Consider the following 13,936-nt stretch of genomic DNA (forward strand, 5'->3'; position numbering starts at 1 on the left):
GGGATTACTTTCGCTCGACTCAATCCAGGATGATGTAGACCCGGTTGCCGATGAACAGCATGTTTTGCGCCGGTTGCGCCGGGTCCCCGCGCGACCCGAAGGCGAAGAACTGCCGCTTGGTGGTGCCATCGGGCTCGGTCAGGGTGATGGTGTGGCGGTCGATCGTGTAGCGGCCGACGCCGGCGGGCCGGTTGCGGCTGGCGACGGAGGTGCCCACGCCGCTCATGCTGCCCGATCCGATCGCGCCGAAGGATGATGCGCGGGTGTAGCGGCCATCGGCGGCGAAGGTCAGATCGCTTTGCGAACTGATCGTCATTTCCCCGCCCATCGCCGAATTGCCGCCGCCCGAAACGCGGGTGTATTTCGCCGCCAGCTTGCCGCCGCTCGCCTCCCCGGGGAAGGACTGGAAGAAATTGCCGTTCTGCAATTCGGCGTCGGATGCCCGGCCCTGGCTGTTGGTGAAATTGTAGGTGCGGCCGGTCTTGCTCCAGCGGCCCCAATTGCGCGGCTTGGCCCGGCGGCTGGCGGCCAGATCGACATCTTCCAGCGCGTCGCCCTCGATCTCGTAATAGCTGCCGTCCTTGAACAGGATCACCGGCTCGTAATCGGTGATCACGATCCCGCCGACGCCGAAGGTGGTGAAGGCGCGGAAGAACACGCCATCGACCTGGTTCCAATTGGCGGCATGGGCCCCGGCTGCGGGCGCAGCGGCAGGGCGCGGCGGCGGCGCAGCCGTGCCTGCCGCCGGATTGCCGGCAGTCGGCGTGCTTGCAGCCGGAGTATTGGCTCGGGCCCCGCCATTGGGCGTGAAACCAGCCGGGCTCAGCGTTACCTGGCGCAGATCGGTGTTGAGCAACTGATTGGCTTCAGCATGGATCGTGTCGCTCATCTGCCGGGGCATGGTGCCGCCGGCCTTGCTCGCCGCGCCCATGCGCGCCTCGATCAGGATCGCCTGCAGCATCATGGTATCGGCGACATCCTGCTTTTCCGCATCGCTCATCTGCGCCAGCGCCGGATTGCTGCGGACGATGCCGGCGATCTGGTTGCGCGCGCCTGTCATGATCGCGCGATCGGTCTTGCGCCCGACGATGCCCTGCGATGCCTCCCAGGCGGCGACCCAATAGGCGGTGGTCATATCGGCCATGTCCTGATGATCGAGCCCCAGTTCCCGCAGGCTCGGCGCAATCATGGCGATGATATCCTGCGCGAACAGCCGTTCGACATCGGCGGCGGCTTCGGGCGCGGTGCTGCGCATGGCGGCCACGATCTGGGCCTGTTTCTGCCGCAGCAAGGCGGGGTCACGGGTGAAGCGGGTGGTGGCATCGGCCTGCTGCGCGATCGGGGCGCTGGCCGGGATGATCGTGGCCAGCGATGTGCCGGCCAGGGCTGTCAGGATTGCCAAGGCCAGTTTCGGCTGTCTGCCCGTGAATCGCCCGCTGGATCGCATGCATTCTGCTCCTCAAAACCGCTGTCGAGGGCAGGATTTCCGGATCGGCGTGTAGCGTATATGACGCTTGCGACAGGCCGTGCAGGCCAAGCGGCAGCGTGCAGCCCGAAATCCGCCGGCCACGCGGGAAACGCGGCCGGCGGCGGTATTCAGTCAGCGATCAATGCGCGTGCGGCTGGGCTGCAGCGCCCGACTGGGGCGCAGCCGGCGGCGCGGTATCGGCCGGGTTGGAACCCTTGTGCTTGTCCGTCTGCGCCAGCGGCTGACCATTGGCCACGCCAAAGCCGACCGGTTCGCCGGCAAATTCCTGGAAGGCCACGTTCACATTCATATGCGCGCGCGCCAGCGGGGTGTTGCCATATTCCAGGCCCGGCTTGATCTTGGTGTCCAGCAGCACGGCGAAATCGGGATTGCGCTGCAATTCGGCCACGGCGGTGCCGGGGGCATCGCCGCGATCATAGGCGGCGCGGGCATTGGTCACGAGCGCGCGGTTGAACTTGGCCATGCGCTGCAGCCCGGCCCAATCGTTCACATGGCCATGGCCTTCGACCACGATGTCGACATCCTTGACCGTGGCGACCAGCTGTTCGACCACATCGGCGATTTCCATCGCGCCACCGGCGGGCAGGAACGGCGCCATGTTCCAAGCCATCACATCGCCCATGAACAGCAGCCTGGCCGACGGCACCACCACGAATGTGTCGCCGGCGGTGTGCGAACGGCCGAAGCTGTAGAGTTCGATCCGGTCCGCGCCTTCGCCGATCGTCATGCGCCCGGTGTAGGTTTCATTGGGCACGACCGCCGGGTTGTGCTGCGGATTGGCGGTGATTTCCGTCTTCGTCGCCTCGCTCGAAATCACGCGCACATTGGGGAACTGCGCGCGGATGAAATCCGTGCTGCCGATGTGATCGGGATGGCTGTGGGTGTTGATGATGGTGGTGATCGGCTTGTCGGTGATCTTGCGCACTTCATCCAGAATGGCCTGGCCATTGTCCGGCATCTTGGTGTCGACCAGCACGACGCCGGCATCCTGCACGATCACCAGCGTGTTCCCGCCACCGCCGAAGATCTTGTAGACATTGCCGGTGATGTGTTCGGCCGGGGTCGGCGGCGGCAGCGGCGATCCGCGCGGCGCGGCGGCGGCCGGGCGCGCCGGGGCACCGGCGGTGGGGGCCGGCTGCGCCACGCAGGCGGTGGAAAGGCTGCCGGATACCAGCAACGCGATGATCAGATGTTTCTTCACTCAGTCTCTCCCCGGGGACGTCCCCAAACACTTTGCCGCGATTGGTAGCGAAGCCGGCGGGCGTGAACAAATGGATTCGGTCCGAAATTTCATCGCCCGCCGTGCCGGTCGGGCAGCGGCGCGGAAACCGGCTGATCCGTTTGAGAAATATGTTGTTGTCAGATGCAAAAATGGCCGGCAGCGCGTCAGCGCCACCGGCCATTTTGGCAGACTGATCCCTTGCGGGACCAGCCAGCTCTTACTTGGTCAGCGCGCGCTGGAACGCTTCACGTTCCTGCAGGCGGGCGCGGTATGCCTTGACATTGTCCGACAGCTCATCGTCCAGGCCCAGCGGGGCGAAGGCGAGCAGTGCGGTGCCGACCGAGATGTCGGCAATGGTGAAGGCATCACCCATGATGTAATCGCGGCCATCGGCCAGGCGATCTTCCAGCAGCTTGAGACGGCGGATCAGCTGGGTGCGCGCATCATTGGCGGTCCAGTTGTTCTGGTCTTCGCCGCCCATCACCATGGTGCGGAACAGCGCGCTGACGGCAGACTGCAGCGATGCTTCGCCATAATGCAGGAACTGCAGATGCGCGGCATAATCGGCCGGGCTCGGCACCGGGCCAATTGTGAAGCTGGGCGCACCTTCGGCCAGGCCGAACAGGCGGCGGCCGGTGATGTACTGCAGGATCGCCAGCGATTCATTCAGTGTCACGCCGTCATCGTCGATCGCCGGATAGGTGCCGATCGGGTTCACATCCAGATATTCGGCCGGGGCCGGGATGGAACTGACTTCGATGTTGTAGGGATCGCCGATCTCTTCCAGCAGCCAGATGACGCGCAGCGAACGGGAACGGGGGGCGTGATAGACGGTGATCATTAAATACGGCCTTTCAGGGGGTTGGTGTGGTTCAATTACCGGAACAATGTTCAGCTTTCGGGACGGTTGGCCAGCAGATCATCCACCACGCCCGGATCTGCAAGCGTTGATGTATCGCCCAGATTGCCGGTGTCGTTTTCGGCGATCTTGCGCAGGATCCGGCGCATGATCTTGCCGCTGCGGGTCTTGGGCAGGGCGGGGGCGAATTGCACCACATCGGGCGTGGCGATCGGGCCGATTTCCTTGCGCACCCACTGGATCAGCTCGCGGCGCAGATCGTCGCTGTCTTCGGTTCCGGCAATGGTGGTGACATAGGCGTAAATGCCCTGGCCCTTGATGTCATGCGGCATGCCCACCACGGCGGCTTCGGCCACCAGATCATGCAGCACCAACGCGCTTTCGATCTCGGCCGTGCCCATGCGGTGGCCGGACACATTGATCACATCGTCGATCCGCCCGGTGATCCAGTAATATCCATCCTCGTCCCGGCGGCAGCCGTCGCCGGTGAAGTAATATCCGGGGAAGGTGCTGAAATATGTCTGGAAGAAGCGTTCATCATCGCCATAGACGGTGCGCATCTGGCCCGGCCAGCTGTCGGTGATCACCAGCGCGCCTTCGGCCGCGCCTTCGATCAGCTGGCCCTCACCATCCACCAGCGCGGGCTGCACGCCGAACATCGGGGTGCTGGCGCTGCCGGGTTTCAGCGCCGTGGCGCCGGGCAGGGGGGTGATCATGTGGCCGCCGGTTTCCGTCTGCCACCATGTGTCCACGATCGGGCAGCGCCCGCCGCCGACCACATTGTAATACCATTCCCAGGCTTCGGGATTGATCGGTTCGCCCACGCTGCCCAGCAGGCGCAGCGTGCTGCGATCGGTGCGAGTCACCCAATCATCGCCTTCGCGCATCAGAGCGCGCAGGGCGGTGGGGGCGGCATAGAAAATCTCCACGCCATATTTGTCCACCACCTGCCAGAACCGGCTGTGGTCGGGGAAATTGGGCACGCCTTCGAACATCAGCGTGGTCGCGCCATTGGCCAGCGGGCCATAGACGACATAGCTGTGGCCGGTGACCCAGCCGATATCCGCCGCGCACCAGTAGATCTGGCCCGGGCGATAATCGAAAGTGTATTCATGGGTCATCGAAACCCACACGCCATAGCCGCCGGTCGTGTGCAGCACGCCCTTGGGCTTGCCGGTCGATCCGCTGGTATAGAGGATGAACAGCGGGTCTTCGGCGTTCATTTCCTCGGGTGGGCAATCGCCGGGCTGGCCGGCCACCGCATCGGCCCAATCGATATCGCGCCCTGCCACCATCGGCACGTCGGCGCCGGTATGGCGCAGCACGATCACGCTTTTGACATTGGGGGCGTGGTGTTCCAGCGCCGCATCGACATTGGCCTTGAGCGGGATGGTCTTGCCCCCGCGCCGGCCTTCATCGGCGGTGATCACCACATCGCTGGCGCAATCGTCGATCCGGCCACCCAGCGCCTCCGGGCTGAAGCCGGCAAAGACGATCGAATGCACGGCGCCGATCCGCGCGCAGGCGAGCATGGCCACCGCCGCTTCGGGCACCATCGGCAGATAGATGGTCACCCGGTCCCCGCGCTTGACCCCTTGCGCCTTCAGCGCATTGGCCAGCCGGCAGGTCTGGGCATAGAGTTCGCGATAGGTGATGCGCCGGCCGGGCGTGGCCGGATCATCGGCTTCCCACAGGATCGCCACCCGCTCGCCATGGTCGGCCAGATGCCGGTCCAGGCAATTGGCGGCCAGGTTCAGCGTGCCATCCTCGAACCAGCGGATGCGGAAATCATCGACGTTGAAACTGGTGTCCTTCACCCGGGTGAAGGGTTTGATCCAGTCCAGCCGCTTGGCCTCTTCGGCCCAGAAGGCATCGGGTTCGGCCAGGGAACGCCGATATTTCTCCGCATAGGCCTCGGCGCCGATCAGGGCCTTGTCTGCCCATTCCGCCGACACCGGATGGACTGTCACCTCGCTCATCGCCTGCTCCCGTTCTGCTTTTCTTTCCGGCCGTCGCAACGCAGCGGCCTGCTGCCCAAGGGCTAAGCCGCAGGGGGCGCAGCCGCAAGAGGCTTGCGGCGGGAAAGCACGGTCAGATCAGTCGGAACGGTCCATCTGTCTCAATGCCGGGGCAGATCGCGCAGCAGACGGGTGCTGCTCAGCGCCAGATCGCTTCCAGCGCGGGCAGCAGATGCTCGCGATGTTCGGCAGGAATGCGCAGAAACAGTTCTTCTTCAAAGCTTTCGATCGTCTGGCGCGCCTGGGCGAGTCGATCCTGGCCCGCTTCGGTCAGCGCCAGCCCCTGCGATTTTCCGTCGATCGGCGCGCGTTCGATCAGCCCGGCATCTTCCAGCCGCTTGAGCAGCGGCACCATATTGGCGCGCTGGATGGCCAGATGGCGGCCCAGGGCGCTGGCGGTGGCGCTGGGGTTGGCACCGATCAGCATCAGCACCGATGCATCCGACTGGCGCAGACCGATGGCGGCGAGGCGGTTGGCCAGCTCTGACGAACTGGCATGCGCGGCGCGGCGCAGCGAATAGCCGGGGAAGGCGGTAAGCGGATCATTCATGCCGCCCCCCTAGCGATTGTAGTTGATCATAACAATCCCCGGCGATAAAGGCCCGCTCGCGTTCGGAGCATTCCGAAACGAGTCGAGTTCAAGCAGGAGAGAAAGCATGACCGGTCCCTCACAGCCCGATCCCCGTCCCGAAGAAGAAACCGTCCGCTATGACATCATCGATGGCGTGGCGTGGGTCTATTTCAACCGCCCTGACAAGCGGAACTGCATGAGCCCCAAGCTCAACCGCCAGATGCTCCGCACGCTCGAAGCGCTTGAATTCCGTGACGATGTGCAGGTGCTGGTGCTTTCGGGCGAAGGCACGGCCTGGTCGGCCGGCATGGATCTGCTCGAATATTTCCGCTTCAGCGAACAGGAAGGCCTGCACGCCACCCGCCGTTCGCAGCGTGAAGCCTACAGCTGGTGGGAACGCCTGCGCTGGTACGAAAAGCCCACCGTGGCCATGATCAACGGCTGGTGCTTCGGCGGCGCCTATGGCCCGCTGTTCGGTTGCGATCTGGCCTTCTGCGCCGACGAAGCGCAGTTCGGCCTGTCCGAAATCAACTGGGCGATCCTGCCCGGCGGCGGCGCATCGAAGGTTGCTGCAGAACTGCTCGGCTTCCGCGATGCCATGTACCACGCCATGATGGGCGAAAACCTGACCGGTCCGGAAGCGGCCGCCAAGGGCATGGTCAATGAATCGCTGCCGGCTGACAAGCTGAAGGCACGCGTGCAGGAAGTGGCCGACGTTCTGAAGAAGAAGGACAGCCAGGCTCTGCGCGCCACCAAGTGGGCCGTTCGCCGCGTGCGCGAAATGACCTATGACAATGCCGAAGATTACCTGATCCGCGCACAGGAAGCGCTGAACGATTTCGGCGGTTGGGAAACCCGCAAGGAAGCGACCAGCCAGTTCCTGGATCAGAAGACCTTCAAGCCGGGCCTCGGCGCGTTCGACAAGTCGACGCTGCAGAAGGACTGATGCGGATCATCTGATCCCATCACCACATGTGGGGCCCGCTGACCGGCGGGCCCCATCATTTGTCCCGTATTATTGATCTGGTGCGCAGAGCCCTTGGCGCGCGCCATTGCTCGACACCCCCGGGCCGTTTTGGCAGAGGGATCGACAAGGATTTCCGGCCGGCAAGCCCGGCACGCAATTCATTTGGGAGAGTGACGGATATGAGTGAGCGGCGTTTCACCAACCAGCAGATCGACCGGCTGCTGCGGCCCAAATCGGTGGCCGTGATCGGCGCCTCGGATCGCAAGGGCGCGCTCGGCGCCACCCTGCTCAACAATCTCGTCCAGTATGATTTCGCCGGTGACATCTATCCGGTGAATCCCAAGCGGGACGAACTGCTTGGGCTGAAGGTTTACAAGGGCGTCGACGAACTGCCCGAAGGCATCGATTGCGCGGTCCTCGCGATTCCGCGCCCCTTCGTGCTCGATACCGTCCGCCAGCTGGCCGCGCGCAAATGCGGCGCCGTGGTGATCTATTCGGCCGGCTTTTCCGAAGCCGGCGAAGAAGGGCTGAAGGAACAGCTCGAACTGGGTGAAATCGCCCGCGAAACCGGCATGGTCATCGAAGGGCCCAACTGCCTGGGCTGCACCAATTACGTCGAACGCGTTCCGCTCACCTTCGTCGAAACCAACATGCAGAGCCCGCCCAAGGGCACCCGTGCGGTCGGCATCGCCAGCCAGTCGGGCGCGCTTGCCGCCGTGCTCGCCACCGCACTGCATCCGCGTGGCTGCTATGTCAGCACCTCGGTTTCCACCGGCAATGAAGCCGCTGCCGGCGTGGAAGATTTCGTCGAATGGCTGGTCGATGACGAAGATACCCACGTCATCACCATGTATGTGGAAAGCCTGCGCCGGCCCAAGGCCTTCATCGCCGCCGCCCGTCGTGCGCGCGAAGCCGGCAAGCCGATCATCATGCTGCATCCGGGCAAGTCCAACAAGGCGCAGGAAAGCGCGGCCACGCACACCGGTGCCATGGCCGGCGATTATCAGCTGATGAAGATCAAGCTGGGCCGCGAAGGCGTGATCTTCGCCGATACGCTGGAAGAACTGGCCGACATCACCGAGATCGCCCTGCGCTGCAAGGCGCTGCCGGGCGCGAACATGGCGGTGCTGGGTGAAAGCGGCGCTCTGCGCGGCCTGGCCTTCGACATTGCCGAGGATATCGGGCTCGACCTGATCGATCTCAATGATGACAACAGCCCGGCGCTGCGCGCGGTGCTGCCCGATTTCGTGCCGGTCTCCAACCCGACCGACATCACCGCGATCGGCCTGTCCGAACCGGAAATCTACACCAAGGTGCTGACCGCGCTGCTGGAAGATGACCGCGTCGGTTCGGTGGTCGCCTCGATCATTCAGTCCGATCCGATCACCTCGGAAATCAAGTTCCCCGCCATCATCAAGGTGCTGGAAAGCGGCAGTTTCGACAAGCCGCTGGTCTTTGCCGGGGTGGACGAAGGTGCGACCGTGCCGGCCGAATATATCGAAGGCCTGCGCAAGGTCGGCATTCCCTGGTTCCCGAGCACCGAACGCGCCTATCGCGCGATCGCCCGCCTGGCCGATCTGGCCAAGCGCGATTTGAGCGATCGTTCGCAGGCGCCGCTGGCCGTGGCCGGCATCGCCGAAGAAAATGGCGTGGTGCCCGAATACAAGGCCAAGGCCCTGCTCAAGCCGCTGGGCATTTCCTTCCCCGACAGCACCTTTGCCCCCACGGCGGACGATGCGGCGGCGGCGGCTGACGCGCTCGGCTATCCGGTGGTGATGAAGGCGCAGGCGGCGGCGCTGGGCCACAAGTCCGATGCCGGCGGCGTGATCCTGAACCTGAAGACGGCGGACGACGTGCGCGAAGCCTTCACCCGCATGTATGCCAATGTCGCGGCCTATGATGCCGCCATCGCGCTCGATGGCGTGCTGGTGGAAAAGATGGGCCGCATGGGCACCGAAATGATCGTCGGCGCCAAATCGGATCCCGAATGGGGCCCGGTGGTGCTGGCCGGTTTCGGCGGCGTGACGGCGGAAATCCTCAAGGATGTGAAGCTCTTCACCCCGGAAATGGATGTGGCTGCGGTCAAGGCCGGACTGCTCGATCTCAAGCAGGCCGCCATCCTGCAGGGCTATCGCGGTGCTCCGGCGCTCGACGTCGATGCGCTGGCGGATCTGATCGTGCAGATCGGCCGCGTGATGGCGGGCAACCCCGCGATCCGGGAAATCGATCTCAACCCGGTGATCATCCACCCCAATGGCGAAGGCGTAGTGGCGCTGGATGCGCTGATGCTGGTCCAGCAGTAAAATCCGCCATCAGGCACAAGATCGAAAGGCCGGGGCGATGCTCCGGCCTTTTTCGTTGCTTCAGCGCTGGTTTGCGCTGGCCTGCCGTACGCCGTAATCGATCCGGATGCGCACCCATTCGCCGACCATGTCCTTGCCCCCCACGCGCGGCGGGCGGACGCGGAACTGCCAGGCGGCCTGCACCACGGCGCGGCTGATCCGCACGCCGGCCGGGGCTTCATCCAGCGCGACGCAATCCTCGACCCGGTAATCGGGCGCGGTGCGGCAGGCGATCAGGCCCCAGCCGGGGCCCGCTGCGGTGGAAAGATAGCCCGCCAGCTCATTGTCATCGGGCCGCCGATACCAGCGCGCCGCATACATCGGCTCCCCATTGGGCGCGGTGCCGACCCGTTCGGAATCGCCGGGCATGCCGCCGCCGGGATTGCTGGGCGGAGCCGGCGGACCCATCACCGGGCCGAGCGGGCGCGACGGGCGGCGTGGTGCAGGCGGGGCAGGGGCCTCGGCAGCGGGCGCGGCCGGCGGGGTCACCGGCGCGGGGGTGCTGTTGGTCGTCGGGATCACCGGAGTGGGCGCCGCCGCGGGCGCATCCGGCTGCACCTGCTCGGGCTGGGGCTGTTCGGGCTGAGCCGCTTCCGGCTGGCTGTCCTGCGCCTGCTCGGGCTCTTCCGCGCTCTGGGGCGTGTCGTCCTCGCTCGGCTGCGAACTGGCGCTGAAGGTGGTGACCGCCGGGCCCTTCTCCTCCTGCCCGCCGCCGAACTGCCCCAGCGTCAGCAACACCGCCAGCAGCAACAGCTCCAGCAGGATCGCGACGACAATCCCCAGCGTGCGACGGCCGAAACGCTCTCGCAACCGCTCGATCAGCGCAGGCTGTTCAAGCTCATCGGTTTCGGAATAGGTGACCGAAGCGGGGGCATTGGGCGGAAACAGGGGCAAGAAACCTCGTCGGCCGGGGTGCAGTGAACATAAAACCGGCAAGGCCTCTCGGTAAAGCCTTCCGTCAATTTCCCGCTTCGATCACGGCTCTAACGTGGCGGTGGCGCAAACCCTTCGCACGATCCACTCAAATCGTAAAATTTTCGCCGCTGCCGGTCCGGCACGCAACCGTGCCAGACCGGCAGCAGGATCGATCAGGCCGCCTGCCGGGCCGCCGGCAGCTTGTCCTTCATTGGTGCGGGGATCGCCGGCAGCACCGTCTGCGGGGCCGCATCGCGCAGCGCCAGCACCGCCATATAGGGCGCGCAGAAGAACCGCAGCGCCAGGAAGCCGAGGCTGGAACAGGCAAGAATGGTCATTTCCAGCCCGATGATCGGCTTCAGCAGATACATGCCGAACGCTGCGGCAGAGGCTGCCAGGCCCAGCATGGTTTCGGGGAAGGCGGAATACAGCGCCCCGGCGAAGCTGTCCGTGCCGCCGAACTTGGGCGTCCGGCGCCAGGCCAGCGGCTTGTTGGAAAGGCCGGCAACACCCGCCACCAGCACCACCCAGGTCAGCGCAGCACGGGCCACTTCGCCCCGGATCATGTCGGCAACGCGCATGATCCCGGCAATGCGATAGCGGTGCCAGGTGCGCACCAGCGTGGTGGCCAGCGCCAGCGGGATCAGGCTCCAGGCGATATCGGGCACATCCACCTTGGCGCCCGCGCCGGTCGCATTGGCGATGGCAATGCTGGCGATACCCGCCAGGCCGATCACCAGCCCCGTCAGTGTGCGGATCGGGGCGATGCAGCGCAGCACTTCCAGCATCTTGGTCCAGCCCGGCATGCGCCGTGCCCAGGGGGCAGGCAGGAACAGGCGCCAGTGGCGGCGCAGCTGCTGCACCGGGCCGGCCGTCCACCGGAAACGCTGCTTCTTGTAATCGTCGAAGGTGTCGGGGATCAGCCCGCGACCGAAGGTTTCACCCAGATAGATGCCCCGGAAACCGGCCGCCCGCATGCGCACCGAAACTTCCGAATCCTCCGTCAGGCACCATTCGGCCCAGCCACCCACTTCGCGCAGCACATTGGCGCGCAGCAGGCACATGGTGCCGATGGTGAAGGCGCCGCCATATTCATGCACGCCCAGCATATCGATCTTGTTGTTGGGCATATATTCGGAATAGCAGGCGGACAGATAGCGGCTGCTTTCGAAATCGCGATAATCATGCGGCGTCTGCAGATAGGCGACGCTCGGGCTGTCGAAGAACGGCACCAGCCGTGACAGGAAATCGGGCTCCGAATAATAATCGGCGTCGATCACCGCCACGATGGCGGTGTCTTCGGCCATGTGGTTGTTGTCGATCAGCCAGTTCAGCGCCCCGGCCTTCGCCCCCGGCAGAGGGGAGACATGGAAGAAGCGGAACACTTCGCGGCCCATCTGGCGGTTCAGCACCTCGGCATGCTGTTCCAGCGGGCGCCACAGCGCTTCGTCCTTGGTGTTGTTGTCCACCACCAGCACTTCGAAATTCTGATATTCCAGCGCCGCCAGCCGGTTCATGGTTTCCTTCACCACTTCGGGCGGTTCGGCATAGCAGGGCAGCTGGATGGAAACCTTGGGCTGGTCCGTGCCCAGCAACTGGCCGGTCGGCGCCGAAAATGGCAGGCGCCAACGGTCATGGGTGAAGATCGCCTCGCGCGCGATACGCTCCATCGCGCCCAGGATCGATACCGCCAGGGTGATGGTCAGGCCGAACAGCGCCAGCGCCTCCACGCCCCAGGGCAAGAACAGCTCGTTGATGAACAGGCAACCCCACAGCCACGCGATCGCGATCCCCAGAAAATCGACCGTCATCCACGCCACGCCCGGCATGCTCAGATGCCGCGCCGACATCCAGATGCAGCCGGCCACCGCCAGGAACAGCAGGAACGGCGGCATCACCGCGCTGAACCCGGTGACCGCCGCCGTGATGGCACCACCCATGGCGGCAACCATCAGCAGGCCAAGCGGCGATGTCGGGCGAATATCATAGGCGGATCTGACCGCGCGTGAAGTCCACAGGGAAATCAGCAACGCCATGATGGCGATAAACAGAACCCAGGGATCAATATCAGTACGAACCGGCAACGAACGGTGCCCTCATGCAATTATACCTACGCCGAATGGAATGCGGCTGGAATATGGCCGTTCCCGCATAGGCGCTGTCTGCCGAATGGTTTGCGGTGAAACGAGCCTGCCGGGCGATACATTCCCGAAAAATGCCCGATGCAGGGTCGACACAAAGTCAAAAAGGCGCTGAAATCAGGCACGCACAGGGCATGCCTGATTTTCAGGCTCAGCTTCATAACGCGCTGATCCCCGTAATCGCCCGCCCCAAAATCAGTGCATGGACATCATGCGTGCCTTCATAGGTGTTGACCGTTTCCAGGTTCACCATGTGGCGGATCACCTGGAATTCTTCCGAAATCCCATTGCCGCCATGCATGTCCCGCGCATGGCGCGCGATCTCCAGCGCCTTGCCGACATTGTTGCGCTTGATCAGGCTGATCATGTCGGGTGACAGCCGCCCGTCATCCATCAGCCGGCCGACCTGCAGCGCCGCCTGCAACCCCAGCGCAATCTCGGTCGCCATATCGGCCAGCTTCTTCTGGAACAGCTGATTGGCGGCCAGCGGCTTGCCGAACTGCTTGCGCTCCAGCCCATAGCTGCGCGCGGCGGCCAGGCAGAACTCGGCCGCGCCCATGGTGCCCCAGGCAATGCCATAGCGCGCACGGTTGAGGCAGCCGAATGGCCCCTTCATCCCCTCCACCCCGGGCAGCAGCGCCTCGGCCGGCAGGCGAACATCATCCATCACGATCTCGCCGGTGGTGCTGGCCCGCAGCGACAGCTTGCCCTCGATCTTCGGCGCGCTCAGCCCGGCCATGCCCTTTTCCAACAGGAAGCCACGAATGCGCCCGTCATGCGCCTCGCTCTTGGCCCACACCACGAAGACATCGGCAAAGGGGGAATTGCTGATCCAGGTCTTGGTGCCCGACAGGCGATAGCCATCGCCATCCCGCCGCGCGACGCTGCGCATGGATGCCGGGTCGGATCCGGCATCGGGCTCGGTCAGTCCGAAACAACCGATCAGCTCGCCCCGCGCCAACCCCGGCAAAAACCGCGCCTGCTGCTCTGCCGATCCATAGGCATGGATCGGATACATGACGAGCGAGGACTGGACCGAAGCCATGGAGCGATAGCCGGAATCGACCCGCTCGATCTCCCGCGCGACCAGCCCGTAAGACACATAATTCGCGCCAGCCCCGCCGAATTCATCGGGAATGGTCACCCCCAGCAGCCCGGCCTCACCCATCAGCGGAAACAGTTCGGGCGCGTCGCGCTCATCCCTAAACCCCTCGATCACGCGCGGTTGCAGCACCTGCCCGGCAAACCCGCGCGCCGCATCGCGGATCATGCGCTCCTCCCCGCTCAGCAGGGAATCGAGATCGAGAGGATCGGTCCAGTCGAAGGGCACCATGCTCGCCATAGAAATAGTCTCCTGCGCAACCATCCTATCGTGGTTTTGGCGTAGGTAAATCGTTCAGCGCAGATGGGGG

General features: G+C 64.6%; 10 protein-coding genes. 2 read left to right on the forward strand and 8 right to left on the reverse strand.

Features of this window, described 5'->3' with window-relative positions; genetic code table 11:
• Positions 1–19: 19 nt before the first annotated feature.
• From GRI97_RS09565 to GRI97_RS09585, 5 genes are all read right to left on the reverse strand, one after another.
• On the reverse strand, positions 20–1,402 hold the full coding sequence (locus GRI97_RS09565; RefSeq protein WP_161390976.1) for a hypothetical protein: 1,383 nt from the start codon (positions 1,400–1,402) through the stop codon (positions 20–22).
• A 205-nt stretch (positions 1,403–1,607) separates the two neighbouring features.
• A complete protein-coding gene (locus tag GRI97_RS09570) occupies positions 1,608–2,690 on the reverse strand; it encodes an MBL fold metallo-hydrolase (protein WP_161390977.1) in 1,083 nt (360 codons plus the stop codon).
• Between the two features lie 238 nt (positions 2,691–2,928).
• Complete coding sequence (locus GRI97_RS09575) at positions 2,929–3,552, reverse strand: glutathione S-transferase family protein (RefSeq protein WP_161390978.1); 624 nt, start codon at positions 3,550–3,552, stop codon at positions 2,929–2,931.
• 50 nt (positions 3,553–3,602) lie between these two features.
• Positions 3,603–5,549, reverse strand: a complete 1,947-nt coding sequence (acs, locus tag GRI97_RS09580) for an acetate--CoA ligase (RefSeq protein WP_161390979.1) — start codon at positions 5,547–5,549, stop codon at positions 3,603–3,605.
• A 178-nt stretch (positions 5,550–5,727) separates the two neighbouring features.
• Positions 5,728–6,138, reverse strand: a complete 411-nt coding sequence (locus tag GRI97_RS09585; RefSeq protein WP_161390980.1) for a MarR family winged helix-turn-helix transcriptional regulator — start codon at positions 6,136–6,138, stop codon at positions 5,728–5,730.
• Positions 6,139–6,244: 106 nt separating this feature from the next.
• Here GRI97_RS09585 and GRI97_RS09590 point away from each other — a divergent pair, with 106 nt between their 5' ends.
• Positions 6,245–7,105: a p-hydroxycinnamoyl CoA hydratase/lyase gene (locus GRI97_RS09590; protein WP_161390981.1), complete on the forward strand. Its 861-nt coding sequence runs from the start codon at positions 6,245–6,247 to the stop codon at positions 7,103–7,105.
• Between the two features lie 200 nt (positions 7,106–7,305).
• Complete coding sequence (locus GRI97_RS09595) at positions 7,306–9,429, forward strand: acetate--CoA ligase family protein (protein ID WP_161390982.1); 2,124 nt, start codon at positions 7,306–7,308, stop codon at positions 9,427–9,429.
• A gap of 60 nt (positions 9,430–9,489) precedes the next feature.
• Here the strand turns inward: GRI97_RS09595 and GRI97_RS09600 are convergent, their stop codons facing one another.
• The 3 genes from GRI97_RS09600 to GRI97_RS09610 form a co-directional block, all read right to left on the reverse strand.
• Positions 9,490–10,362, reverse strand: coding sequence for a hypothetical protein (locus GRI97_RS09600; protein WP_235917748.1), 873 nt, complete (start codon positions 10,360–10,362; stop codon positions 9,490–9,492).
• A 194-nt stretch (positions 10,363–10,556) separates the two neighbouring features.
• Positions 10,557–12,419 (reverse strand): glycosyltransferase, encoded by a 1,863-nt coding sequence (locus GRI97_RS09605; protein ID WP_235917749.1) that lies wholly within the window; start codon positions 12,417–12,419, stop codon positions 10,557–10,559.
• Between the two features lie 262 nt (positions 12,420–12,681).
• Positions 12,682–13,866 carry an acyl-CoA dehydrogenase gene (locus GRI97_RS09610; protein ID WP_235917750.1) on the reverse strand — a complete coding sequence of 395 codons (1,185 nt, stop codon included), beginning with the start codon at positions 13,864–13,866 and terminating at the stop codon, positions 12,682–12,684.
• Between the last annotated feature and the right edge of the window lie 70 nt (positions 13,867–13,936).

This window comes from Croceibacterium xixiisoli (assembly GCF_009827305.1).
In the GTDB taxonomy this organism is placed as follows: domain Bacteria; phylum Pseudomonadota; class Alphaproteobacteria; order Sphingomonadales; family Sphingomonadaceae; genus Croceibacterium_C; species Croceibacterium_C xixiisoli.